Genomic DNA, 25,349 nt, shown 5'->3' on the forward strand with positions numbered 1-25,349 from the left:
TCCTGTCCAATGCCACGGTCATTCAGCGTCCACCTGGAACTGCTGTCGGGCAAGGCCGGTGTTGAGCTTCAGCCTGGCCCCGCCGTCGACGAACTCCAGAACGGGATACCCCTCCACGTTGAGGAGGCGCTGCAGCATCACCATGAGCCCGCCGGCGCGGGCGGGGGGGAAGCCGGCCGCCGCCGCCACGCCCGTGGTCGACAGGGTCCCATCGGCTGCGGCGAGCGCGTCGATGGCGGCGCTGACCTGGGGGCTCTTGGGGCCCCGGCGGACGAACTTCCGCTGTTCCCGAAACACGGCCGACTCCACGATCTTGCTCCCCAGCGAGGGAGAGGAACTGTGTGGTGCCCCGGATTTCCCATCCGCGGCGGCGGGGTGCTGTGCCGCCGTACCCAGCGGCCCGGCGGATGCTCCCTCACCCTGACCGGCGACGGAGGGTCCTCCGGTGGGCGTGGCGGGCGCGGAGGACGAGTCGGCACGTCCGCTGCCGTGCACTGCCCTCTGGCTGCTTCCTGTGCCGACTGCTTGGGACGCCCGAGGGCCATGCTGGGCCCGGACGCCGGAAACAGCGGGCTGGGCGTCCACTTCGGTCGGGGCGGGGGCGCCAGCCGCGGGCATCCGACCTCCATCCGAGCCCGCCGCACCCAGCCGCTGCGTCTCCCACCACGTGGGGGTCACCCGCTCGGGAGCGAGGAGCGACCATCCCGCGGGCAGCAGCTCACTGGACGGGAGAAACACCAGGACCGGCACGGTCATCTCCGCGAGCGAGGCCCCGCCGTGGTACCCGCCCTTGCGCTGGGTGTAGCGGATGTCCTCACGCCAGGGCACGACGACCCTGCGGTTGCCCTCCGGACCATCGCCTTCCAGAACCCGCGGCCCGGACAGCAGCATCTCGCCGTCGCCTGCAGCCGTTCCCGTGCGCCAGCGGGCCGCGCTCGCCTCGTTCCTGCCTGTCGGTGATGGCGCGGAGTCGAGGTCGCCCCGTTCCAGCACGTGGCCGTGGTCGGAGACGATGACCACCGGACGGCCGTAGGAGCGGGCCGCCCCCAGGAGTTCGTCCAGGAAGGTGACATCGGCGATGCGCCAGCCCGTGCGGTCTCCCTGCGCGGCCTTGTCCAGGGAGTCGTCGACGGTGTTGAGTACGACGCCCACAGCGGACTTCCCCGCCAGCGCATACTGCAGCTCGTCCGACAGCCGCTTTCCCGCTGTCCCCGCGATCTCCGCCTTGTGGAACAGCACGGCGTCCGGATCCTTGCGCCCGGCCCAGAACGCGGCGAACCCTTCCTTCTCCACCGACTGCCCTCCGGCCGTGAGCTTCCCGGCCAGCAGGGAGGACCTACTGAGGCGGGTCACGGAGGGAATGACCGCCGCCGCCGCGTCGCGGACGTCCTTGCGGCGGCCGGCCTCCACCCAGCCGCTACGCGCCGCCAGCTCCTGGGCCAGGCCCGTGGCGACGGCGCTGCTCATCCCGTCCACCAGCAGGACCAGCGGCGCGGTCTCGCCGTGCTTGTCCTTCTTACGCAGAGGCGCGGCGACCTCCGCGAGGACATCCTCGACGAGCAGGCACCCCCCGGGCGCGAGGGTGTGGGCTGTGCGCGCCCATCCGGAAAGCCGCTCGGCGAACACCTCGTCGGCCTCGGCTCGCGCCTGTACGGCCCGATCGCAGACGTCCTGGTAGGCCGCTGCGAGGGCCGCGTCGGCATCCGGGTCGCCCGGCCACAGCACGGTGAGGGCAGCGTCCATCCACCCCCAGTCGGCGAGATGGCGCTGCAACCCGTCGGCCGCCGAGCCCGGAGCCGGGGCGGGCTGCTCCAGGCGGCGCAGTAGCCGGACCGCGGCCTCGGCCGTGCGGACGCGGCTCGCCCTCAAGGGGGCGAGCCAGTGCTCCTTGACGCGGTCGAGGGCGTGCTCGGCGTCCCGCGACGCACCTCGCAGCGCGCTGCCGAGCGCTGCCATGCGGTTCTCGAAGGCGGAGGGGAGGTAGGCGCTGGACACCAGGGCACTGGTGAGCCCGGCCTCCCCCGCGAGGGCGTCGGCCCGGTGCAGCACGTCCATGGCCTGATCGTTGAGCCGGGTGCGGTGCTGCCCGAACCCGCGGGCGTCAGCGAGCCAGCGGGTGAGGGTGCCTTCCACAGCCGTGGTGAACGCCTGCAGGTTACCCAGGTCGACGCGGCGTTGTCCGAACAGGGCGCCGATGGTCATCGCCGTCTCCGCCGAAGCCGACCCGGACGGCCCGTTCATCGCGGAGGCCACCACACCAAGCGGCATCGCGTCCTGCGCACGGCGGGAGGCGGCCAGGTCCAGCAGCGGCCGCACCGCCGCACCGGCGACGCTGACCAGCCACTCGGTGATCTCGGTGCGTTCCGCTTCGTCGAGTGCGGCGAAGCGATCCGGCCCTCCGGCCGTGCGCGACCAGGCGAGGAGCGCGTCCGCGTCGGGCGGCGTCTCGGCGGCCCGGTCGGACGCATCCAGCCCGAGCCGGGCCTGGACCAAGAAGCGCATCGCGGTATCCCGGGTAAGCACGCCGCCCACCTGCGGCCACCCGTCCCGGGGTTCGGCGTCCAGCAGGGCGTCGACCAGCCACGGCTCGGTGCGAATTCGCGGGTCGAGCCGCGCCGCGCCGCATCTCCGCTGCACGATCTCGGCGCGGTCAACACTGAGGACACGGTTACGCACGGCGTAGCCGAGCAGGTCCCAGCCGAGGGCGGCCTCAGGCACCTGTGTGACGACGACCAGAAGGCGCTCCCCGTTCGCCGCCTCCGGAGCTGAGGCCGCGGCCTCGTGCGTGTGCCAGCTGTCGGCGATACCAAGCACCGAGTTCTGCTCGATGACGGTGACGCGGCGCGTCACCGCTTTCTCGCCGGCACCAACGAGAACGGGGAACTGGGTCGGGGCGCCCGGCTCGTAGCGCCCGTGGACGAGGACGAGCCGATGCCCCGGCAGTCGATCGGCCTCGGCGTCGAGCCGCGCTTCGAGGATCCGGCGCCCGAGGACCAGAGCGGGCGGCCGCGTGGTTGCCTCCTGCGGTTGCGTCGGCGAGGCCATCAGGAGGGCCGCCCTTCGCGGGAGGTCGGCCTGGAGGAGATCTCACCATCCTGGTCGACGACACTCCAGGTGATCTCGATCTCGGCGCCGGGGTTGCCGTGCGCGTAATCGCGGATCTCGTCGAGCACACCGGACAGCGCCGCTTCCATGGCGGAACCGGAGGTGGCGGCCGAGATTCGGCGCTTGGTGGGCACGGGGCCGGCTGTCGGACGGTGGGTGTCCGTCGACGCGTCGGGATCGCCGGTGACCGGAGGCCTGCCGTGATCGGTCAGGCTCACCTCGCCGGGGCCGGTGCCCCTGCTCGGGTCTTCGCCGAAGGGCGGCACGCGGTCGCGGTCGTCACCCCCTCCTGCGGGCGGAGTGGGCGGCTGGCCCTGGTCGGCCCGGTTGGCGATCTCCAGAGCCCTGCCGACGAGTCGACGGGCCTCCTGCTGCGCCTTTCCAAGGGTGGGGGTCAGGTCGTGGGTTCCCTGGGACGCGTGGGCGACCCGGCTGATATCGGCGAGCAGCCGCTCCGCCTGGCCACCCACGGTGTCATCACGCCCGGCCAGCGGCCGCACCTGCTCCAGCACCTGCCAGTCGGTGGCCTCCAGCGCCCGCAGGACAGCGGGGGCCGAGCCGATCGCCGCCCCGAGCTCCTTGTCGTCGATGCCGTAGGCGACCCCCGCGAGTTCGCGCACCAGCGGGGTGTCGTCGGTGTGGCGGAGAAGTCGTTCCACCAGGTCGGCCGCGTGCCGGGCGGCCAGGACGCGGGGGGCGGCGGAGGCCCCGGTCAGCGCGTCCGTCAGCCCGAGCACATCGACGTGGGCTTGCTTGGTGAGAGAGGCGAACACGCCGTTGACCGCCGACTCGACCTCCCTCGCCTTCTCCCGTACTTCACCGGCGAGCTTGGTGACGTTGCGGGCGAACATCACCGGCGGGATCCCGGCAATGCCGAACAGTGCCCCGGCGCGCCGCAGCGCGGTGGCGAACTCCTCCTCGCTCGGTTTCTCCTGCTCGCGCAGCGTGTAACCGTGGCCGATCTTCCCGATGTCGGGCGCCGTGGACTGCACAACACCGTGGTAGACCCAGGCGCGGTCGGCGATGAGCGCGTAGGTGGCGATCAGCAGGTCGGCGACGGGGGTGTCGAGACCGGTCCACCCCATCTCGCCGATCCAGGCACGGATCTCGGAGGCCTTGATGTCGCCGGTCGCGCGCTTCTGGAGCGCGAACTGGTCGATGCGGCGCTGCCACTCCGTGCTCAGCACGAGCGGGCCGTCGTGCACCTCGCCGATCTCCAGGGGGTGCACGATCCGCTTCACCAAGGTGAGGTCCCTGCGGTCGACCGTGACCCGGCGCGAGCCGTCCTCCATGGCTCGGGCGATCCAGCCGTAGACGGTTCTCAGGTCCTTGAGCGTGACCGCTCTGCGGTTGCGGGCGGTGTCGAAGTCGGGGTGCTTAGGGTAGAGGCGGTCGAACAGGTCGTCGGCCAGTGCGAGCATGCTGTTCTCGAACCCGGCCCCCGCGGCGAGCCGGGGTTTGTGGCCCGGCAGCAGGCTCATCACGTGTCCGTCGTCCGGGACCGATGTCTCGGTGTTGGCGGGGTCCAGGCGGGCGATGCCGTAGAGCTGGGCGAGCACGGCCGTGAGCTCGGTTTCGATGTTGTCGCGCTGCGCCTTGAGCTGGGTCTTGAGCCGCCCTCTGTCGTCGGAGGAGAGGTGCGCGGCGTAGTCGTCGAGGCGGTCCCGGTCCAGCAGGTAGTCGATCTTGATCAGCCGACCGAGCTGGGCGGCACGCCGCGCGGAGAAGTGGACGGGCAGCCACACCACGGTGGGGTGGTGGTTGCGGTCGTCTTTCATCAGCTCGCGCACGCGCAGGGCGTCGTAGCTCGGCGGTCGGCTGGCCGGGTCGAACGGGTAGTCCAGGACGAACCGGACGTGCCCGTTGACGTCGGGTTCGAACTTGTCCTCGGGCACGCTCTGCGAGTCGCGGACGTTGCCGAACACGAACTCGGCGCTGCGCTTGGTACCGCGCCACACCACCTCGCGCCCGCACATGTAGGAGCCGGTGTCGGTCACACCGAGCTGGTGCCACAGGGTTTCCTTCACCCAGCGCCGGCGGGCGCCGATGCTGTCCTGGTCGGCGACGGCATCCAGCAGCGGCTCGACGTCCAGGTCGGACAGGTGCAGGCTGAAGACCGGGTCGGCGTCGTCGCCTTCCGCGCGCAGTTCGCCGAACTCGGTCCGCAGGTCGTTGAGGGCACGAGTGGCTACACGGGCGTCGTCCATGACGCGGGTGCGCTTGATCGAGCCGTGGTTGAGCGCCGCCAGGCGGCGACCGGTCAGCCGGGTGAACGCCGCCACGTCGGGGGCGAGATAGGCCAGCAGCAACGTCTTCACCAAGCGCATGGTGCCGATGTAGTTCGGGTCGTTGGAGGACCCATATCTCTCCAGAAGGTAGGCGCTGACCTTCCGGTAGAAGCGGACGGCCTGTTCGCCCTCCTTCTTCAGGCGTTCGGTGAACGCGCCGCTCATGCCGGAGGAGAGCACGTCCCACAGGTCACCGACAGGGATGACCTGGCCAATCTGCAACTCGTCCCGATGTTGGGCGAGCAATTCCTGGATGAGCTTGAGACCGGTGCGCTCGCGCTGCAGGGCCCCGGACAGCGCCACCAGGACGTTGAGCAGCGCCGGGGTGAGCGGATAGACGGAGCGGAAGTCCTCCCAGTCGGCCCCGGTGGCGCCCTCGGAGTCGAGCAGGGCGTCCCGGACGTCGCTGCCGGCCTTCTCCACCTTGGCGAAAGCCGCGTCGATGATTTCTCCTGTCCCAGGCTTGGGCTTGAGAACGCGTTCCTTGATGATTGCTGGCAGGTTACGGTCCTCCAGGCTGATCACCTCGAACCGCTCGGCGAGGTACCCGACATGGTCTTCGAGGTTCTTCACTTCGGCGCCGGTAACGTCTTCGCCGATCAGCTGGGAGAGATTACGCTGCCGCGAGATGAAGGAGACGATCGGCACCGGCTTGTCGGCACTGCCCGACTCGATGATCTTGACGAGCTTGTTGACCTCGCTGTTTACGAAGTCCTGGTTGTTCAGGTACGCCTGAAGCCACAGGATCAGCTCGTCGATGAACAGGACGATTCCGTCGTAGCCGAGGCTCTGTGCGTGGCGGCTGATGACGGACAGTCCGTCGTCGAGGGGGAGGAAGGCGTCGACGTCGCCGCTGGCGCCGCGCGCGTACGCCTTCATCGGGCCGGAGAGCAGCGCCGAGACCAGGGCTTCGCGCAGCGGGTCGCCGTGCGGGGCGGCGAACGCACGGTCCAGTAGCTCGGGAGTCCAGGGGCGGTCGTCGATCGGCGGGAGGTTATCGGGGGCCGACTCGCCGGACGCAGGGACGGGGCCGCTGCCCTGGGCGAGCTTGCGAATGAACAGCTCGTCGCCCTCGATCCTGCGGTTCTCCCGGGCATCATCGAGCAGTGCCACCGAGCGGTAGACGGCAGGGGTAGGCGCGTCGGGGTGCTGGCGCCGCACGGCGTTCACGTAGCCGCCCAGCAGGGCGGAGTCCAGGTCCGAGGAGCCGACCAAGTGGTAAGGCACCATCAGGAACCGGCGACCCCGCAGCCAGTCGTCGTGCTCAGCGATGAGCTCACGCAGCCTCGGCTTATTCAGCGCTACCGTGTCCTGATGAAGGATGGCGTGCAACACCGTCATGAAGTGGCTCTTACCCGAACCGAACGAGCCGTGCAGGTAGGCAGCCTCTGACTTGTTCCCGCGGACAGCCGCACCGACGAGGTTGAGTGCCTCGCGGAACGCAGCCTGAAGCTGCTCGGTGACGACGTACTCGTCGACGCGGGCTGCAGCTTCACCGAAACCAGAGGACAGCTCGACCTTGAAATCTCCGGCGAGGATGTCCTTCGACTCGGGGATATCGAGGACATCGCGCAGGTAGACGCTGGACGTGGGGGATTGGGGCGACGAAGACGACAGGGGCATTGCGCGTCGCGATTCCCTTCATGGCGCGGCCCGGGTGTTGCGGCCCCGGGCAGTGGGGTGCCGGTCGACCTGTCGGGGGAGCGGGCGGGACAGGCTGTCTACCGATGCTAAGCGTGTTCACACGTGTTAGGCAGTTCAGGCGGAGGATGCCTTGCGGCCGCGACGAGCAGGCGCGGGCCTCCAGGAACGTAGATCGCCATCGGTGACCTGGAACCGATCGCGCTGATCAGCCAGCCACTGCTCGACCTGCTCGGCTGGAGTGCCCTCCCAGACCTCGTCGTAGTCCGAGTGCCACTGCTTGATCCAGGGCAGTAGTTCGAGCAATCCAGCGAGGAGCGGCGTGACCTGTTCGGTCGACCAGTCGTCCTGCTCGACCCGATCTTCGACGAGGTGCATCAGCGCCTCGGCCTGCTCCTTGTGGTCCCAGCCCGCCCAGCCAAGGACGAGCGTGGGGTCGGAGGCGGGTCCAGCGTCGGGGTAGGAGACGAAGCGCTCCTTGGAAACGTCGAGCTTGCCCCGGTTGGACCAGTAGGACTGCTTCCGGAAGTCGGCCGAGGTGTACTTGGGCGGAACGGGGATGTCCAGGCGTTGGCCGGTCTTGTCCTCTTCCCGCTGCTTCTCCCAGGTGTCCTCCCACTGCTCCCGTTTGCGCAGGCCGGAGTCCTTGTAACGCAGGCCGGACAGGTAGGGAACGTGCTGGTCGGCGACGATCTCACGAAGCACGTCGACGAGGCGGACGTCCGGCCTTTCGCGGTGGTCGGCAGCGTAAAGCTCGGCGACGGACATGACGTCGGGACCGTTTGGGCTAGAGGCGATGGCGTCGGCCAGGTCCGCGACGGTCATGGGGCGGGGCACCCCTTCGAGGCCCTGACGTTCGTGGAACCAGAGGTCGCGATCCTCGCACCGATCCAATAGCCAAGAGCGGAGTGCTTCCCGCTCCTTCTTTTTCCAAGATTCCGAAGACCATCGCCGCTTGCACTCGGGACGCTCGATGAGCTCGATGTCGCGGCGGGACTCGATCACATCGATGCGCCGCTGCACGATGTCGCGGTACCAGTCGGGCCAGTGGGAGGGGATCTCGGTGATGGGGGTGGAGCCGTGGCGGTCGAACCACTCCCTGCCGTCCCCACCGGCGGCCACCCTTCGGGCCAAGACAATCTCAAACGCCCGCTCGCCAAGCTCGACTTCGGGGACTTCATCAATGTCAGCTGCAGAAACATCAATGGATTCGGAATCGGAAAGAAATCCATAAAGGCGATAAACCCGCCAGTCAGACTCCTCTTGCAGCGCAATCATCCGACGCCGTATTTTCCGATGGGAACGACGAGCAACATCCAGACTTTCCCGACTAGGACAGCATTTTGCAACTATGGCACTTGGATCAGTCGACGCAAGTTCTCCTGCAAGCGAGTCCAGCACGCCACCGAGTTCCAGCGGGAGCTCAGCTGGAAGGGGAAAGTCTTGAAGTTTAGTTCCAGTGAATTCGTAGTACTCCTCCCATTCCCAACGCCCCGTGGAGCGCTCTCCACCCCTGTTCCCCTTCCCCTGACACACTTGCTTAAGCCAGAAGCACGCAGTGGAGGAGTTCAAAATGCCCAGCAACCGAATATAGTCTTCTTCCGTGGCATCTCCCGACAGCTTAACCACCGGTGCAGTGCGAATACAGATCGACTGTTCGCGCACCAGCGAAAAGTGATTGTGAGTCGCCACGAAAGGGTAAACAAGATAGCGATCTGAATAAAATCGGCGAGGATACAATTCGCGAACATCTGTCCACAGCATCCCACTTATATCAGCGACAGGAATACCGAACCTCTTACGCTGCAGCAGGTTCTCCCGATACGGCCAGAAGTGGCGATACATCCTGCTCCGGGGATGAGGTGAACCGATCAGGGGTCCAGGAGCATGCGACCAAATGGCATCCAGTTCATGGGATACGGAATAGTCGCGAACATTTTCCCCCTGCACCAGCGGACGCGAATCCAATTTTTGCAATCGATTCACATAATCGCCTGGAACTAGAAATACCTCATCTTCCCCTGTAATCGCAACAAAACCCAGGTCCACCCCCAAAGAATTTAGCCGCTGCGAGGACGCTCTTTCGATTACTTCTAGTACGCTATTTGCTCCACCACCACTCAAAGACCATGGGTGCTTAGCAAAACGACTGCGGCCTACATCCTCAACGGTGACCCATGCTGATCCACCCCCCGGACTATCCACCTGTTCGATAATGGCGCGCCATACAAGACCCTTGCTCGGATCCTCTGGCTGCTCCGGTTCACCTTGAACTCCCAGAACTGCGCGCACCGCTTCGCGTTGAGAAGCCACCCTATTCCGCCCAGCAATAATGACCGTCGGCGTTCCGTGGCCAGGTATATAAGCCCCCGAGGTGTCGATGACATGCGTCAAGTCAACACCAGTAAAGTCTCGCCTTCTATTGGTGACAGGATGCTTATATGGGCCCCCATGAAAATAGGACTCAATCAGAACTTTACCAAATTCGCGCTTCATGAAGGAATTTGCTGTGATTTGGCCAGTAAACCCCGCACGCCGCTCCGTCCCAGCAACCCGAACAGCCAGACCAAATATTCGCTGAGCAAATGGAACCGACAAAGAATAACCACCCGAGCAAGCAAAGTATGCCCGTCGATAATTCTGGTTCTCCTTCTTATCCTTGACCGTAATGTACGGTGGGTTTGCCACCACTACGTGATAGCTACCCGCCCCGAGCAGGTCAATGCGCTTGGAGTAGTCCCACACGTCCTCGGTCTCAAAAGCGAACATCCCTATTTTCTCAGAAGAGAAGAGATCGCTCGTCACCGACTCCTGGCCTCGCCCATGCAGCAATGAGTCGCCGACGGCAACATTGATAGGAAATACACGCGCCCGATCCATCCTTCGGATTCCAGACTCCTTCAGCACTTCCACCAGAATCCGGAAACGGGCGATACTCACAGCGAAGGGGTTCTTGTCACATCCGTGTACAGAGTCCAGAGCCTTACGGATGAGTTTCCAGTCGTCCACTCCTGGCCCCGCCTCACCTCGGTGTTTATTTAGCAGCCGCTTGAACAAGCCGAGCAGGAAGTGGCCGCTTCCGCAGGCTGGATCGATGGTGCGAAGGCCGACGTGGTGCCACTCCACGTTGCCGGACCCATCCTTGATCTCCAGCTCAGGTTCGATCCCGAATTCTTCGATCGCTGGGTCAAGAGTGAGGTCGAGAATGAACTCCTCTACGAACTCCGGAGTCTGCAGGAGCGCGTACGTCTTCCGAGCATGCTCGCTCAGGTCCTGGTAGAGGTCACCCAGGAACCTGGTGTCGAGGTCATCGTCGGTGAAGTCGTGGACGATTTCACCATCCGGACCGATGCGACGCCAGAACTTCAGCAGCTCACTGGCAGCCTCGTAGCTCGGGGTGACCTGCCAGAGAGGGTTGTGACTGCGGTCGAAGAGCCCCGCAGCGGTCGGGTGGCACTCAGACAGGTGCCCAAAGGCTGCGATTAGCCAGTCGCGGTCGTTGAGATCCGGCCTCTCCTGGAAGAACGCGGAGTGCCGGGCTTCGGCAAGCTCCAGCCGGTCCCCTGGACCCGCGATCCACGGATGCTCGATCAGTCCATTGTCTTCGCAGAAGCGGACGAAGAGCGTGCCCAGAACCCATGCAGCTGCCACCTGGGTAATCCGCTCGTCGCGCCACACACCATAGGTGACGGCGATGCGGCCCGCCTCGCGAGCCTTCGAGTACTCGTCTTCAAGAGCTGACTTGAACTCGGCGACGTCTTCGCTCTGAGGGCGCAGGTCGTCCTCAAGTCGCTTGACCTGCGTACGCAGGTCCTTCAGGAGTCCGCCCTGTTCAGCACCCCGGCTCGCCACCGCGTTCCTCCCTCTTCCCGATTGCTCTCTACGAAATCACGCGGTTTCATCCTGCCAGGAGCGGTGGGCTTGCTAGTACGGATTGGGCGGCAACCAGCAGTCATCGCCTGGCCGGATGTGGCGCTTCGCTGGCCGTGGTCCCTCCGGATAACATGCGGATGGGAATAGGTTATGAAGGCCCGGCTGCTGGCGCAGCCGGGCCTTCGTCCTTGGGATGGTGGGGCTACAAGGTGTCCCGCTTGGTGCTGGTGATGAAGGCGACCACCTCGTGTGAGGGGAACGCTAGGTAGCCGGACTCGGGCTGCTGTGAGTCGCGGACAGCAGCACCGTTGGCGAGATCAGCTACCTCGACGCAGTTGTTGCGATCGCTGTAGCTCGACTTCCGGAACTTGAGGTCCGGTTGGTGTGGGAACACGTTAGCCATCTCGGTTTCCTAGAGCAGATCCTTCAGCATCTGAAGGGATGCGTCAGGGTAACGCGCTTGCGTTCTTACATGGTCGAACAGACGGCGGTAGCGGTCTACCTCCTTGGAGTCCTCCAGATAGAGGCCGTCAGTGTCAGTCTCCAGGTAGACCACCGGATCGACGCCCTCCACGAAGTCGAGGATCACAAAGGGGCCGTTGAGTCCAGCATGCATGCCGGAGGCAAACGGCAGGACCTGAATCGTCACGCTGTTGTCGGCTTCGGCCACGTCGATCAGGTGCTGAACCTGCTCCTGGAAGGCGTCGTGGGCCGTCTGGAACCGCAGGAGCGCGGCCTCGTCGATGACGGCCCACAGTTCTGGGCCGTCAGGGCGCTGGAGGATTTTCTGGCGCTGGCGGCGCGTCTCGATCGTGCGGTCGATGTCCTGTGGACTGCGGTACAGGCTGGCGCGCGTCAGGAGCTCGACGTACTTGGGGGTTTGCAGTAGCCCCGGCACTCGGGCGAGTTCGTACGTGTGGATGCTGCTCGCCTCGGCCTCGAATGCGGGGAAGTCGTCGGTGAAGACGTCTGTGTACTTCGACCACCATCCGCGCTCACGAGCTTGGCGGGTCAGTTCGAGGATGAAGTCCCGGCGGTGCTGGTCAGTGATCTTGTAGACGTCGAGCAGGCCCTTGATCTCCATGACCGTAGGGCGGAGACGTACGCCGGTCTCGATGTTGCTGATCTTGCCCATCGACCATTCGGTGGCGTTCGCGACGTCCTCAACAGTCATCCCCGCTTCTTGACGAGCCTTCTTCAGCTCTGCGGACAGGCGTCGGCGGCGGATGGACTGCCGCAGTTCGGCCATGGTCTCTCCTGCGTCGTGGGCTGCTTCTCGGATGCTACGGCCAGGGCTTGAACTTCGCGAACCACTCATGTGTGAATCTTCCAGTCATGAAGTCCTTGAACTTGATGTTATATCTTGTGAAGCACTTCACCATGAAGCTTGAAAATCTGAAGCTTCAGGTTCAACATGGAACTGCAACCTATTCCCTCGCCGGACCTCCCATCCGGCACTCACCCGAGGAGTTCGCTCATGCGACTCATCCGGACGTTCGTCTTCGTGGTCCTCGAACCCCCCGAGCCCCCAGCAGCGCCGCCACCTCGGGCCACCCGCGGCCAAGCGGCGCGGATCCGCCCCTATGCCCCTCTTGCCCACCCGTGCATGGCGGGGGCGGTGGTTTGAATGCTCGACCTCACTCCCGAGGAGGTCCGCCGCCTGCGGGAACTAGCCGACCAGATCGCCATGGGCACCCAGGGCCGCCCCTGCTGGCTGACCGGAGCCCGCGTCACCTCCATTGGCATCCTGGCCCGGGTCTCCGACTGGCTCGGCGACGCCTGCGGCCACCTCGACACCAGTCCCGACCGGCCAGGCCCAGCCCTGCTCAACCCGCCTTGCGTCCGCCCGGCCGACCACACCGGACCCCACCTGGACGCCGACGGCCACAGCTGGGACAACCAGGATCGGGAGACGTCCCAATGACCCCCGGCCCCGACGTCACAGCCACAGCCGCGCGGCTGCGCGCCCGCTACACCGGAACACTGGCGTGGTACGGCACCCACACCCGCCGCTGGTGGGCGATGATCCCCGGCCACCCCCGCCTCCTGGAGGCACCCACCCCCGAGGCGCTGGAACTCCTCCTCGCCTCCCGGCTGTGGACCCACCAGGAACACCGGGTAGCCAGAGCAGCCCGCTCCGCCCGCCTGTCGCGGGCCCTTCCCCCACGGCCCAGACCCCGCGCCTGTCCGCGCCAGCCGGTCACGGCCTAAGAAAGCCGCCGTGTCCCGGCGCGCGAGGGGTGCACTGGGACACGGCCTCCCAAGGGGGTGCCCGGAGTAGGGGGCCGGGCACCCCACCCTCGCACTGTCCCCGCACTGCGCCCAGCCTCCGACCTCAGTGACTCCCTATGATCAGCGAGGCCGGCTTCCGCCTGGCTGTCGCCGCGTCCCCTCAGTGTTCGACAGGAAGCGACCGCACGGGATGGCATCTGCGATTTATAGGGGTACGTTTTATAGAACTGTGGTTCTATATCCACGTGACGTGGGGGAGGAACAGCCATGGACAAGCCCGCTGAGATGTTCGATCGCGACTACGAGTGGTCGGCGCTGACCCGGTTCATCGCCGATGAGCAGCCCGGCGCGGCTCTCGGGGTGGTGTCGGGGAGACGGCGTCAGGGCAAGACTTTCCTCCTCGATGCCGCCTGTCGCGCGGCCGGAGGCTTCTACTTCGGTGCGACGGAGGCCACCGACGTCGAGTCTCTGCGCCGGATCAGCGCCATGTTGACCGCGCACCTGCAACCTGCGAGCCCCTACCACTTCGCCGATTGGTCGGAAGCCGTTGACGCACTCCTCGCTCTTGGCGCCGAACGGCCGGTTCCCGTGGTGATCGACGAGTTCCCCTACCTCGCCAAGGCCAACCCGGAACTGCCCTCCGTCATCCAGGAGGCGTTCCGGCCGCTGCGTGATCAGCGAACATCGTCACGTACCCGGCTCCTACTGTGCGGCTCGGCGCTGTCGTTCATGGGAAAACTCTTGTCCGGCAACGCCCCGCTGCGTGGGCGGGCCGGTCTGGAACTGGTCGTCCGTACCCTCGACCACCGGCTCGCCGCTGAGTTCTGGGACATCACCGATCCCCGCCTGGCCCTACAGGTCAACGCGATCGTCGGAGGGACACCCGCCTACCGGCGCGAGTTCACACGGGGCGACACCCCTGACGGCCCGGACGACTTCGACGACTGGGTGGTGCGCACCGTCCTGAACCCAGAGACCCCGCTCTTCCGTGAGGCCCGCTACCTGCTCGCCGAGGAGCCCGACCTGCGTGACACGGCCCTGTACCTGTCCGTGCTGGCCGCTGTCGCCGATGGGAACACCACCCGTGGCGGCATGGCCGGGTATCTGGAGCGCAAGGCCACCGACATCGCCCACCCGATCAATGTCCTCGAAGACGCCGGGCTGCTTCGCAGGGACGCGGACATCTTCCGGGAGAACCGGTCCACCTACCGGATCGCCGAACCGCTCATCGGCTTCTACCACGCCATCATGCGTCCGGCCTGGGACCGACTCGAACGCCCCGGCAGCGCCGCGCGCGTCTGGCAGGCCAGCCGTCGCCGCTTCACCAGCAACGTCCTGGGCCCCCACTTCGAACAGGTCTGCCGCGACTGGGCCTTGCACTTCGCCGATCCTGACCTGCTCGGCGGCCTGCCTGCCCGCGTCGGGCATGGTGTCGTCCATGACCCCAAGGCCCGTACCGGCCACGAGGTAGACGTGGCCGCCGTCGGCATCGACGACGGTGCCAAACCGAAGCTGCTCGCCATCGGTGAGGCCAAGTGGAACGACACCATGGGTATCGCCCACTCCGATCGGCTTCGCCACATCCGCGATCTCATCACCCAGGCGGGGCGCTACGACACCTCCCAAACCCGGCTGCTCTGCTTTAGCGGCGCCGGTTTCAATGACAAGGCACGCAGCGCGGCCGATGCCTCCCGCGACGTCCATCTGGTGGACCTGTCTCTGCTGTACGGCCTGGCCTGAGCCGGAGCTGAACCAGGAGGCACGAACGCAGGAAATCCGATGTCGGCATCTCGTCGGGATCCGACGCTGGATAGGGGCAGCAAACCGACCCGACACAGGACACCCTCCCGCGAACGAGGCCAACATGACCGATGATGATCAGCGCGATGTCCCAGCGGATGAGCCTCACGAGCAGGACGTCCGGGAACTCCGGCTCCGCATGACTTGGTACCTGCACACCGCACGCAACGCTGTCCGAGCGGTGTTGCCCAACTTCCGGCCCGTCGACGTCCCTGGCGACGAGCCCCCGACTGAGCCTCTGATGTTCGAGTCCGCCCGATCCGCTCTCGCCTGGTTCGAACTCGAACGCGCCAACCTCATCGCCACCCTGCGAACCGCACTCGAAAAGCGCCTCTTCGGCCTCGCCTGGCGACTACCCGCAGCCATCTACGGCCTGTTCGAGCGGCACCGGCACTGGGAGGAATGGCGCCAGATCCACCTGTGGGGACTGGCTGCCGCCCGAGAACTCGGTGACCGCCATGGACAAGCACGAAACCTCCTCGGCCTCGGCGATGCCGAATGGCTGATCGGCAACACCGGCACGGCACTGGAGCACTACGCGGCGGCGATCGAGGCGAACCGTGAAGTCGGAGATGGCTGGATCGAGGGATTCGCGCTGAGGCAGACGGGCCTGATCCGCTGGGAGCGGGACCAAGCCGAGGAGGCGCCGGCACTCCTCCGGCAGGCCATCGACGTCTTCCGACGGGCCAATGAGCAGCGCGGCGAGGGCATGGCCCTGCTGAGCCTCGCAGAATGCGAGCGGTCCGCCGGGCGGTTCGATCAGGCACTGGAGCATTGCCGCACGGCGATAGCCATCTTCACCGAGATCGAGGACACCTGGACCATCGCCTGGGGGAGGTACTGGGCGGCCACCGTACTGCACTCAGCGGGCAAACATCCCCAGGCTGTGGACGAGTACCAAATGGCGGCCTCGGTATTCCGCGACTTGGAGGATCGCGACAGCGAATCCCTCGCACTCATTGGGATAGGCGAGGCCTACACCTCCCAGGGAGACCCCGACCGCGCCCGTACCCACCTCGGTGCCGCCCTCGACCTCCTCAGGTCACTTGACGACCCCAGAGCCGACGAGATCGAAGCCAAAATCGCCCGGCTAGAGTGACGCACCTTTCACCCTCCGGCCACACCAAACTCGGCCCACAGCTCCCGGGAGCTGAATCTCGATGATCACGGGAATCTATCCGACAAACCGGATACCACCAGATCAATTCCCATGATCATCAACGGGTGAGGAGGGGATATCCCCAGGCAGGCAGAGAAGCATGGTCGGGTAGCTGTGGACTCGCCACCGTGGAAGGCATGAGACCTATCGACGCAGCCCTCCAACTCGCGGCCCGGCAGCACGGGGCGATCCAGACCCGACAGGCGCGCGACCTGGGGGTGAGCTGCTCTGTGATCGACCGATTGGTCCGGCAGGGCCACTGGAGGCGCGTGCACGACGGCGTCAGCATCATCCACGCCTGCCTGCCCCGCGAGACCGAAGCCCGGGCAGTACGTCCATCACTGCTCCTGACCCGGCTCACCGCTGCCCTCCTCGCCGTGGGCCCCGATGCGTTCGTCGCCGGGGAGTCGGCGGCTCACCTGTGGAGACTGCAGGGTCTGCCCCGATGGCGGTGGGCGGACCCGGTCCACGTCATCATTCCCCCGCACGGCGCTTCCCGGACGACCCGCGGGGTCGTGCAGCACACATGGGAGATCACCAGGGAGGAGATGGTGGTCCACCAGGGGCTGCAGGTGACCGCTCCCGGCCGGACCCTGCGCGACACGGTCCTGCGGGTGGACCGCCAATGCGCGGTCTCGCTGATGGATTCCGCTCTCAACAGGAGCCTCGTCAGAGTCGGCGAGCTGGAGGGGCTGGAAGCCGCGAACCGCAACCGCAGGGGGAGCCGTCGGACACGCTCGTGGTGGGGCCAGGCCGATCCCCGCGCCGAGAGCACATTCGAGACGCGTGTGCGGCTGATCTGCACTGATGGCGGGCTTCCGCCGGACGAGCTGCAGCACCCGTTCTTCACTCCGAGCGGAGCATTCGCGGGACGGGTGGACATGTACTGGCGCTCACGTCGCCTCGCCATCGAGTGCGACGGAAGGGAACCCCACAGACGCCCCGAGGTCCTGGCCAACGACCGCAGGCGGCAGAACGCTTTAGCGCTGGTCCAGCCGCGCATTCACCTGGTCCGGCTCACGTGGGAAGACCTGCGTCTACCTGAGTACATCCTCGATTGCGTTCGCCTTACCCCAACTCTCGACGCAGATCAGGGAGACTAGCCCGAGTATCAGTCATTGGGCATCCAATGTATCGAGTTCTTCAGGGTTCAGGGATGCAAGCGGTTCGGCTGACAGAAACTTTTGCATGCCGCGCCTCGGCAGGGCAACCATATCTACCTCGATGCTTCCAGTTCCATCTATCCCAAATCCCCCACCACGTTCGTACATTAGAATCAGTGGTTCATACAGGTCTGGAAGGGCTGGGAGTGGAACCGCTGCGGAGCGAAGAGCTGCGAAATGCAGAGACCAGATGCAGGTGTCGGTCACCACAGGAAGCTGAGACTGTCCTTCAATGTGATCTTTTACGCGTTCAACGATTTCTTCGTCTGCACGCACTTCAGGATCGATGATGATTGCCACATCAAAGAAAGGCCATCTGCCACTGGAGTCCAGATGATGCGCCCACAATGCCGATCGGCGAAGGTACTCGCGCATCAACGCGACTCGCGACTTCGTCTTCTCGAAGTCGCTTTGCCAGTTTACCGAGAGGATTCGTTCTGCAAGCTGCAGTGGGTCGCTCTTCACTCTTTCCACACCTTCAAGATATGTTCGGCGTACGCGTCGATGTTTGACAGGTCATCAGCAAGGTCGAATGAGGGGCGTCCATAGCCATATTTATCCCACAACACGAATGGGTTATTATGGTTATGTTCAAGCGGTGAGATGTCGTGGGCTCCGTGGCGCTCCTTGCTGGGCCAATATGTTCCGTCGTCCCAAGCATCCGGATCCCTGTGCCTGTACGGCATCCCCCTTTCCATGAGCCTACTTTCCACAGCTTCATGCATAACCAAGTGTCGGAATCTAGTGGCATCGCTGTCGCTTAGCGTACCCTTTTCAGCCTTGAGCCAAAGGTCAGCCACATGCTCCATAGGGGAGAATCTTCCATCGCGCAATTGCCCATCGGGCGGACAGGCTACTTCGCTATGCTCTCTCAGGAAAAGGTGATTCTTCATTCTATCTAGAACATTTTGATCTATTTGCGTATTCTGGGAGATTGAATGAGCATCACCACTATTTCCACGAATTTCCTCATAGGCCTTGGCGGTCCACTCGTTTTCCGGAATAGAAACAAACTTGTTCCCACTCTCGTCGTAGTAGTTTCCCGCGTCATCTCTGTGGCCCTTGTCTACGAAGTTGCCTTCTTGGTCAAAGAAGCCACGTCCAGGACCTTCGTTCAAGCGTTCTACGTCGAGAATATCCCCTGTACCGTCGCTTCCCCCCGGCCGCGATCGAGGTCTGTGATTACCATCATCGCTTCCTGCGCCATCGTCACCATTGGCGTGGTTGCCGTGGCCCTTTGTGCTATGCGGGCCTTCGGAACCTTGAGTTGAGCTCTGTTCACCGCCGCTTGCTGAATTATCCGAGGTGTCGGTTTCGCCGCGATGGCTGCTATCCAGGCTCGCATTGGTACCTAGGGGTGTGCGGCCATGGTCAGTGGGGCCAGCACCAGAGCCCGTCTCAGATCGGCCTACGGACGGGAGTTCGTTACTGCGATCATGACTATTTCCTCCCTTAGGAGCCGAGTCAGATGCATCAGAAGAGAGATGAGAGCCACTGTTACGGCCCGCCGGAGCATTGTCTGTTGGAATATGCCGTCCGCCGTGGTTCCCTGGCAAGGCGGTTGGTGAGTTGTGGCCGCCGCGTGCGTCGGCGCCGACTGGTTCCAGGTCGGGGGTTTTGGACTTCTGCCACTCGGCGAACGCTTTGTCGTAGTCCCCGAGCTTCTCGGAGAGATGGTGGAATTTCTCCACGTCCTGTTGGAGCTGACGGGCCGTGGGACCCAGGTGCTCCTGGGGCCCCTTGCCCAGCCCTGCCGGGGTGCGGGGACCATTCGGCTTGTTGGCGTGCGGAGCCGCCTCCGGGCCATCAGGACCGCGGTGGCCATGGTGGCCGCGGAGTCCCTTGGCCATCTTGGATCCGGCTGAGGCCGCACCCCGCACAGCCCCGCCCCCGCCCGCCAGCAACGACAACACATTCCCGGCCGTGGTGTAGATGGTGTAGGCGGGCCGCTCGCCGAACTCCTTCCAGGCGGTGAACCCGTTGGCGACCTCGCCCCACGCCGACCCAAACGTGTCCAGGCCCCAGGACGGCGTGCCGTCCTTGTCGAAAGAGACGCCGATCAGTGCGGCGCTGCCCTTCAGACTCTCGATCCGGTGGTCGATGGCGTTGTCGACTATCTCGCCCGGCGAGGTGGTCCACCCGTCATCGCCGTAGATCCCCACCGACCGCACAGCGTTCTCACTCAACGCCTGCAGAGGTTTGAGCGCCATGTCCGCCTGGGCATTGGCCGCGTCGTACCACCAGCCCAAGTCCAACCCGCGCCCGGTGCCCCACACGTCCAGTGCACCCACACGCGTGTCCGGGGCATCCTTGGCCATCCCGTAGGCCAACTGGCCGTCCTTGACCGTCCCGCCATCGTCGGGAACGAAGGTGGGGCCGTCGAACAGGCGGGTGATCTTGTTGGCGCACTCCCGCTCTGCCTCCTGGAAGGCGGCCACAGCCTTGTTCACCGCGGCCTTCAACGCCAGGTTCCCCGCTACTTTCACCGGATCGAACTGCCAGTGCTCACCGGCATCGTCGACGAGCGCCTCCGCATCGGCCTTGAGATGCTTGAGCCACTTCTCGATCCGCTCGGCGTCATCAGCGAAATCCGACAGCGCGCCAGCCACCGTGCCCAGGTCATCGCTGATCTCCTCACCACCATCGGCCACCGGGTCGGCCGCGATCAGCAGCTGGCCGGATTCCGGCGCGCGGTAGAAGCCCTGGAGCAGCTGCCAGGTGCGGCGGATGGCCTGCCCGATGTCCGCGGTGTCCTGCCCGTCGTCCTTCAGGCTCTTGGCGGTGGACCGCAGCTCCTCAGCGGCCACACCGGGCATCGGGATCGCAGCGGGCACGATCAGCTCTTCGCCCTCCAGGCCGATGCTGGCCATGGCCGGTGCGGAAGGGGCGGGGTCGGGGATCACCGGGGGTGGCCCTCGCTTTCCAGGGGTGCGGGTGACGGGTCGCGGGGTGAAGGGTTCAGAGGTTGAGGTCGCCCACGTGGCTCGCGCTGGACTGGGCCTCAGCCGCCATCTCCAGATCGCCGTCGATATAGGCGGTGGTCGCCTCCCCGCACCCCACGACCGCGCTCACGCTCTTGGCGGTCATCGCCCGAGCCTTGGCACCGTAGGCCTCAAGGAAGCCCTGCAGGGCGTAGCTGATCGGGCTGCTGTTGGCACAGCTGGATGCATACGTCAGGCCCTCGCCGACACTGGCCGTCGTGGCCACCAGGCCGCCCCCGCCGTCCTCGCCGCCGATCATCCCTCCCACGCTCTGCAGGACCGAGCCGACCCCGTCGGGATCGATATCCCACCCGCTCATTCGTTCCTGTCCTCCCTCGCGGCGATCTGAAAGCCGAAACAGCTATTACTGATTGCCCGAATACGACTACACAACGGTAGTGACATCCGCGAGCCCCAAGCACACCCGGGGGTGACCGACTCCGGCCAGGTGTGGGGCGTCAGTACAAAACCCACCCGGGCCGACCCTCACCCGCGCAGTACGCCGACCATGCGGTTGTTGGGGCCACGCCGCCGTACTGGGTCCACCCGTGCCCGATCCCGCCCGATAGTCGCACGGGCGGCAACCCGCCGTCGGGGCCTCAGGCGGTCGCTGCCCCTGCCTCCGCCAGGCGGTCCAGGAGCGGGGAACGCAGGGCGGCGCGTTCGTGGTCGCCCAGCACCTCGACGATGCGGCCGTCCAGCTGGGGTGCCGACTGGGAGGAATCGCCGGGGCACAGCAGCCACAGGCCGTGCGGCAGGTCTCCCGACCGCCGCGCCGCGTTCTGCAGGCTGGTGATCAGCTCGAACCCTCCGACGTCGTGATAGCGCGCCGCCAGACCGGCGTCATGCAGGAGTACGACCGTCCGGGGACCGGCGTCGGCGATCTGCTCGTGGAGCCGTTCTCCGGTTCGCTGCCAGGCTTTCCGGACGTACGTGCGCAGGCCCTGGGTCATGCATCCGTCGGCCGCGAAGCGGGCATCGTGGGTCAGTACGGCGTCCCAGCTGGCTCCCTGTTGTGTGGTCAGCTCACGGAATTCGGCCAGGAACCGCGCTCCCAGGGCAATCGGGAACAGACCGTAAGCGGACGTCAGAGCGTCGGCCGTACCGGGCAGGCGCTTGCCGCGCAGGGTGAGCGCGAGGAAGCCGCCCTTGCGGATGGACTCCTCCAGCTGACCTGCCAGCATCTCCCACGGATCGCGTCCGGCGGCGGCCGACGCGACCGCGACTCGTGCCGCGCCGCCTCCCGCGTAGAGCCCGGTGGACGAGGCGGTGGTCCCGCTCTCGACCGCTGAGGGCGCGGGCGGGCGGAACCGGTTGTCCGCGGAGTCGTACTCCAGCTGGAATCCGGCCTCGCGCAGCGCGTTCTCCACCTGTGGGCGGGTGGGGCAGTCCAGCTCCAAGCCGGGGAACCGGGACTGCACCCGACGCAGCAGCTGGTCGACGGTGATGCCGACGTCACGCTGTACCCCGGCCGCCGCCTGCGAGATGCGCAGCGCACGGGCCAGGTCAAGGTCACGCGGGTACAGCTCCAAACGAGGCGAGTAGAGCGCGCCACCGGAGGCAGCCGACGCGAGAGCCACCATCCGGGTGTCGGCCAGGGGCGCCATCCCCTCCGGGGGCGACACCGCACGAAGGTCGCGAAGGACCGCCGACCTCCCCGGCAACGGGTCCGCGCCGGCCAAGCGATCGGCGGCCTCGCCCAGCGCCTTGGCGTAGTCGGCGAGGGCGGCGGGGGCCGCGTTCTCCGTGCCGGTCTGCGGCTCGGCGGCGACCAGCACACGGGCTCCCCGCCGGGCGACGGCCAGTCGCGGGTCGCTGTCCTCCGCGTTGCCGTCCCACGTCTCCGCCTCCACCGCGGCCCGGATCACGGCCAGCGCCAGCGCCTCGGTACAGCGCGCGTCCCGCTCCTCCTCCAGCGAACCGCGGCGCACACGCAGTTCGGCGGCCAGCTCCTCGGACGTGACGACGCCACCGACGGCGCGAACATGGTCGACCAGCTCGTCGCGCAGCTCGGTCAGTTCGGGCGTTGCCGCCCACTTCGCGATCGCCGATCGATGATGCCGCGAAACCGTGGGCTGCTTGATGTCGAGGTGCGCGGCCACCTCGCTCTGCGTGCACCATGGGGGCAGAGGCGAGGGCACCCCGTCCGCACCGGGCAGGCCGAGCAGCAGCCGCAGCACGTCCGATCGGGCACCCCTGCCACCCGGCTCCGGAGTGGCCAGCGCCGCGAGCTCTTCCACGCCCATCTTCGACGGCAGGACCGACTCGGTCGTCGCGTCCTTCCCACTCGCGGAGGCGGGGACGGAACCCGCAGCGGCCTGCTGACCGAGTCGGTTCCGCCACTGGCGGTGCCGCAGGTTCAGCTCCTTGCGGGACCGCCGTCCCGTCCCACGCGCCTTCGAGATCTTGTACGGCTGGATCTCCAGCAGTTCACCCACCGTTGTGGCGCCGAGGGCGTTCGCCGCCGACTCGGCCGCGGGCGACAGCCCGGCCGCCCCCAGCGGGGTGTCGAGCTCGGCGGTCTCAGCAGCCAGCTCGCGCGCCTCCTGGACGGAGGCGTCACCGCCGGACGCCGCCTCGATCGTCGCCGGGGTGCTCACCGGTCCGGTCGCTTCGGCCGTGGTGAACATGGCCCGCCAGGCGTCGCGCATCTGCTGCAACGTTTCGAAGCGGTGGTCGACGTCGCGATGCAGCGCCCGCTCGAAGAACTCGGTGAGTCCTTGGCGCAATGCCGACTCGAACAGCTCGGTGGCGAGGCGAGGAATCTCGTCCTCGAGCATCGCTGCGCTGGACATCCCGTCGCCCCACCGGGGGCGTTCACCCGAGGCCATCTCGTGCAGGGTGACCGCCGCCGCGTACAGCTCGGCGGCGTCGTCGTAGCGTTCGCGGCGCGGGTGCGAACCGAGGAAAGGGTCGAGGTAACCGCGGGTGCCGGCGGTGATGTCGGTGTCCGACGCCTTGGCCAGCGAGAAGTCGAACAGCTTGAGCTGCCAGGTCCGGTCGGCGCGCTGGAACAGGCCGAGATTGTCGGGTTTGATGTCACGGTGCCGGACACCGTGGCCGGCGAGCTGGTCAAGGGCGGCGAACAGGTCGTCGCCGAACCGGGACAGCTGGTGGTACGTGAGTGGGCCATCCGAGCGCAGGCGCGCGTCGAGTGACTGCTCGCCCGCCGACTCCAACAGCAGGGCCGTGTGCCCGTGCAGGTGCAGTGGGCCCTCGTACAGCCGCACGACCGCGCCGCCACCGACGACCTTCAGCGCTTCCGCCTCGTCACGGAGCCGGGCCGCCCGCTCCTCGTCCAAGGCGACCTTGAGGACACGCGTCTCGGTGTGCGCCTGCCCCTCAGCGTCCACGGTGTCCACGCGCACGAGGAGCGCACGCGACGTGGCGCCCGTTCCCAGGACCCGTTCCACGGTCCACCCGCGTGCGACGTGCTGGCCGGGTAGAGCCGTCAGCGGATCGGTGCCCACCTCGGCGTCGTCGTCCGCAGCAGCCTGGTTCTCCTCGAACGCGTCGAGCCCTTGGATGAACCACTCCACTGATTCACTGCGCTCGCCCGCCATGGAACGCGTGACCGAGTACACAAGCTCGTCGAGTTCTTCGGGTACCTCGTCGGAGACCGCTCGCGGGCGGAGCCCTCCGTCCACGCGGAGGCGCTGTTTCAGGTCGGGCGCGTCGACCGCCGGGGGGCGACCGGTGAGGATGAGGTAGGTGGCGGCGCCGAGTCCGAACAGGTCGAGGTCCACCGGGTCGGCGTAGGGCTCGTTGAACTCGGGGGCGAGGTAGACCTGGGCCGAGTCCGCAACGTGTTCGGCGTGGATGCTGGAGCCGCCGACGGAGTGTGGGTCCGTGGTGCCGAAGTCCCGAGCGGCCACCTGCCAGTCGATGATGCGCAGCACCGGAGACGAACCGTCACTCTTGCACGTCACGTAGACCGACCGCGCGGCCAACGCCCGGTGGTAGAGCGAACGGCTGTGGGCGTAGCGCAGCGCGTCAGCGAGCTGCCGCACCAGGTCGAGGCGGGACTCCAAGGTCAGCTCTCTGCCGTACCTGGCCAGGTAGGTGTCCAACCGCAGATCGGCAGCGCCATGCCGGAAGAGGATGGCGGGGCCGCCCATGTGGTCGCGGAACTGGAGCGCCTGGGCGATGCCCCGGTGGTTGATGCCTTGCAGTACCTGGTACTCGCGCTCCGCGGCGCGCCAGACCTCGCGGGTGAACTTCTCCTCCGCCTGCTCACCCACCAGGTAGACCCGCAGCCGCCCCTCCTCACGGATCGGGTGATTGCGGGTGGCGAGGCGGTCTTCCCAGGTCTGGCCGCCGTCGACGGGACGCCTCGACAGCTCCCAGTCATCACCGAACCGGAGGTGGGCTGTGGAGGCGCGCACCCCGATCTTCTTCATCAGATCCGGCAGGTTCCGCGCCAACTCGAAACGAGCCCGACGCTGCTGCTCGGTTTCATTGCCAGGCGGAAGCCCCAGGAAGTCGTCCCAGATCTTCGGCAGGCCGGTGACACGATCGTTCCGGCCGAACACGCTGATCCGCTGCTGCTCGTCCAGCTCGGACTGGAGTCCCCGATCAGATAGGAACACCGCCGCTTCGACCCGAGGGATGGCGAGCTTACGCTGTAGCTTGTTCGCGGCCCAATGGAGCCGGTTCTTGAGCTCCTTCGCTTTGAGGTTGGTCAGGTGAAGCGGATTGCGGAGGGGACGGGTCGGGGAACTGCTGCTGTGGAAGATCCAGTGCTCGCCGTCGTTCACCACCCGGCCGGGGTTCCCCTTCAGCTCGACCAGGAAGAGCCCGCGGGGTACCAGGATGAGCAGGTCGCACTCGTTGACCCGGCCTGAGGCCGCGGTGAACTCGAAGGTGGCCCACGCCCGGTACGGCTCCGCCTTGGGGATGAGACTCCGAACGTGGTCGAGTGCCTCCTGTTCGTGCGAGTGGGGCGATGGCTTCTCCTGATACCAGCGCTTAACCCATGGAGGAGCCGGCTTGGGCACAGGCCGCTGTGCACCGTTGTCCTGATCCGCTGCCATCTCCCGCCCCTCCGTGCACACTCATCCACCGCTGATCGGCGTGGACGAGCTTACCGGCCGCCCGTGCCAGCCGA

General features: G+C 66.3%; 14 protein-coding genes. 5 read left to right on the forward strand and 9 right to left on the reverse strand.

Features of this window, described 5'->3' with window-relative positions:
- Positions 1–18 precede the first annotated feature (18 nt).
- The 5 genes from pglZ to CDO52_RS01810 all read right to left on the reverse strand — a co-directional run bounded on the left by pglZ (position 19) and on the right by CDO52_RS01810 (position 12,156).
- The gene (gene pglZ, locus CDO52_RS01790) at positions 19–3,045 is read right to left on the reverse strand and encodes a BREX-2 system phosphatase PglZ (protein ID WP_094932174.1); all 3,027 of its coding nucleotides are present in this window, start codon (positions 3,043–3,045) and stop codon (positions 19–21) included.
- Complete coding sequence (locus CDO52_RS01795) at positions 3,045–7,016, reverse strand: hypothetical protein (RefSeq protein WP_017620543.1); 3,972 nt, start codon at positions 7,014–7,016, stop codon at positions 3,045–3,047. The genes pglZ and CDO52_RS01795 overlap by 1 nt, the downstream gene beginning before the upstream one ends.
- Before the next feature lie 135 nt (positions 7,017–7,151).
- A complete protein-coding gene (gene pglX / locus CDO52_RS01800) occupies positions 7,152–10,886 on the reverse strand; it encodes a BREX-2 system adenine-specific DNA-methyltransferase PglX (protein WP_033301444.1) in 3,735 nt (1,244 codons plus the stop codon).
- A gap of 223 nt (positions 10,887–11,109) precedes the next feature.
- Positions 11,110–11,310 carry a DUF397 domain-containing protein gene (locus CDO52_RS01805; protein WP_017620546.1) on the reverse strand — a complete coding sequence of 67 codons (201 nt, stop codon included), beginning with the start codon at positions 11,308–11,310 and terminating at the stop codon, positions 11,110–11,112.
- A gap of 9 nt (positions 11,311–11,319) precedes the next feature.
- Positions 11,320–12,156 carry a helix-turn-helix domain-containing protein gene (locus tag CDO52_RS01810; RefSeq protein WP_017620547.1) on the reverse strand — a complete coding sequence of 279 codons (837 nt, stop codon included), beginning with the start codon at positions 12,154–12,156 and terminating at the stop codon, positions 11,320–11,322.
- 378 nt (positions 12,157–12,534) lie between these two features.
- Between CDO52_RS01810 and CDO52_RS01815 the strand changes: the two genes are divergently transcribed.
- From CDO52_RS01815 to CDO52_RS01835, 5 genes are all read left to right on the forward strand, one after another.
- Positions 12,535–12,831: a hypothetical protein gene (locus CDO52_RS01815; RefSeq protein ID WP_017620548.1), complete on the forward strand. Its 297-nt coding sequence runs from the start codon at positions 12,535–12,537 to the stop codon at positions 12,829–12,831.
- Positions 12,828–13,118, forward strand: coding sequence for a hypothetical protein (locus tag CDO52_RS01820; protein ID WP_017620549.1), 291 nt, complete (start codon positions 12,828–12,830; stop codon positions 13,116–13,118). The genes CDO52_RS01815 and CDO52_RS01820 overlap by 4 nt, the downstream gene beginning before the upstream one ends.
- A gap of 288 nt (positions 13,119–13,406) precedes the next feature.
- Positions 13,407–14,879 (forward strand): AAA family ATPase, encoded by a 1,473-nt coding sequence (locus CDO52_RS01825; protein WP_017620550.1) that lies wholly within the window; start codon positions 13,407–13,409, stop codon positions 14,877–14,879.
- Positions 14,880–15,003: 124 nt separating this feature from the next.
- The gene (locus CDO52_RS01830) at positions 15,004–16,038 is read left to right on the forward strand and encodes a tetratricopeptide repeat protein (RefSeq protein ID WP_017620551.1); all 1,035 of its coding nucleotides are present in this window, start codon (positions 15,004–15,006) and stop codon (positions 16,036–16,038) included.
- 197 nt (positions 16,039–16,235) lie between these two features.
- A complete protein-coding gene (locus tag CDO52_RS01835) occupies positions 16,236–17,201 on the forward strand; it encodes a type IV toxin-antitoxin system AbiEi family antitoxin domain-containing protein (RefSeq protein ID WP_017620552.1) in 966 nt (321 codons plus the stop codon).
- Positions 17,202–17,213: 12 nt separating this feature from the next.
- Here CDO52_RS01835 and CDO52_RS27080 read toward each other — a convergent pair whose 3' ends face one another.
- The 4 genes from CDO52_RS27080 to pglW form a co-directional block, all read right to left on the reverse strand.
- A complete protein-coding gene (locus CDO52_RS27080; RefSeq protein ID WP_152471803.1) occupies positions 17,214–17,726 on the reverse strand; it encodes a hypothetical protein in 513 nt (170 codons plus the stop codon).
- Positions 17,723–20,131, reverse strand: a complete 2,409-nt coding sequence (locus CDO52_RS27085) for a hypothetical protein (RefSeq protein ID WP_152471804.1) — start codon at positions 20,129–20,131, stop codon at positions 17,723–17,725. Before CDO52_RS27085 ends, CDO52_RS27080 begins: the two co-directional genes overlap by 4 nt.
- A gap of 88 nt (positions 20,132–20,219) precedes the next feature.
- Entirely contained in the window at positions 20,220–20,561 is a 342-nt protein-coding gene (locus CDO52_RS01850; protein ID WP_017620555.1) for a DUF6507 family protein, read from the reverse strand.
- A gap of 280 nt (positions 20,562–20,841) precedes the next feature.
- Positions 20,842–25,275, reverse strand: a complete 4,434-nt coding sequence (gene pglW, locus CDO52_RS01855; protein ID WP_094932175.1) for a BREX system serine/threonine kinase PglW — start codon at positions 25,273–25,275, stop codon at positions 20,842–20,844.
- Between the last annotated feature and the right edge of the window lie 74 nt (positions 25,276–25,349).

It is taken from the genome of Nocardiopsis gilva YIM 90087 (assembly GCF_002263495.1).
Taxonomy (GTDB): Bacteria; Actinomycetota; Actinomycetes; order Streptosporangiales; family Streptosporangiaceae; genus Nocardiopsis_C; species Nocardiopsis_C gilva.

Coding starts and splice junctions, on each gene's coding strand:
- pglZ (WP_094932174.1), bottom strand. CDS start 3,045: ATGGCCTCGCCGACGCAACCGCAGGAGGCAACCACGCGGCCGCCCGCT.
- CDO52_RS01820 (WP_017620549.1), top strand. CDS start 12,828: ATGACCCCCGGCCCCGACGTCACAGCCACAGCCGCGCGGCTGCGCGCC.
- CDO52_RS01810 (WP_017620547.1), bottom strand. CDS start 12,156: ATGGCCGAACTGCGGCAGTCCATCCGCCGCCGACGCCTGTCCGCAGAG.
- CDO52_RS01795 (WP_017620543.1), bottom strand. CDS start 7,016: ATGCCCCTGTCGTCTTCGTCGCCCCAATCCCCCACGTCCAGCGTCTAC.
- CDO52_RS01835 (WP_017620552.1), top strand. CDS start 16,236: ATGAGACCTATCGACGCAGCCCTCCAACTCGCGGCCCGGCAGCACGGG.
- CDO52_RS01805 (WP_017620546.1), bottom strand. CDS start 11,310: ATGGCTAACGTGTTCCCACACCAACCGGACCTCAAGTTCCGGAAGTCG.
- CDO52_RS01815 (WP_017620548.1), top strand. CDS start 12,535: ATGCTCGACCTCACTCCCGAGGAGGTCCGCCGCCTGCGGGAACTAGCC.
- CDO52_RS27085 (WP_152471804.1), bottom strand. CDS start 20,131: ATGGCCAGCATCGGCCTGGAGGGCGAAGAGCTGATCGTGCCCGCTGCG.
- CDO52_RS01850 (WP_017620555.1), bottom strand. CDS start 20,561: ATGAGCGGGTGGGATATCGATCCCGACGGGGTCGGCTCGGTCCTGCAG.
- CDO52_RS01825 (WP_017620550.1), top strand. CDS start 13,407: ATGGACAAGCCCGCTGAGATGTTCGATCGCGACTACGAGTGGTCGGCG.
- CDO52_RS01830 (WP_017620551.1), top strand. CDS start 15,004: ATGACCGATGATGATCAGCGCGATGTCCCAGCGGATGAGCCTCACGAG.
- pglW (WP_094932175.1), bottom strand. CDS start 25,275: ATGGCAGCGGATCAGGACAACGGTGCACAGCGGCCTGTGCCCAAGCCG.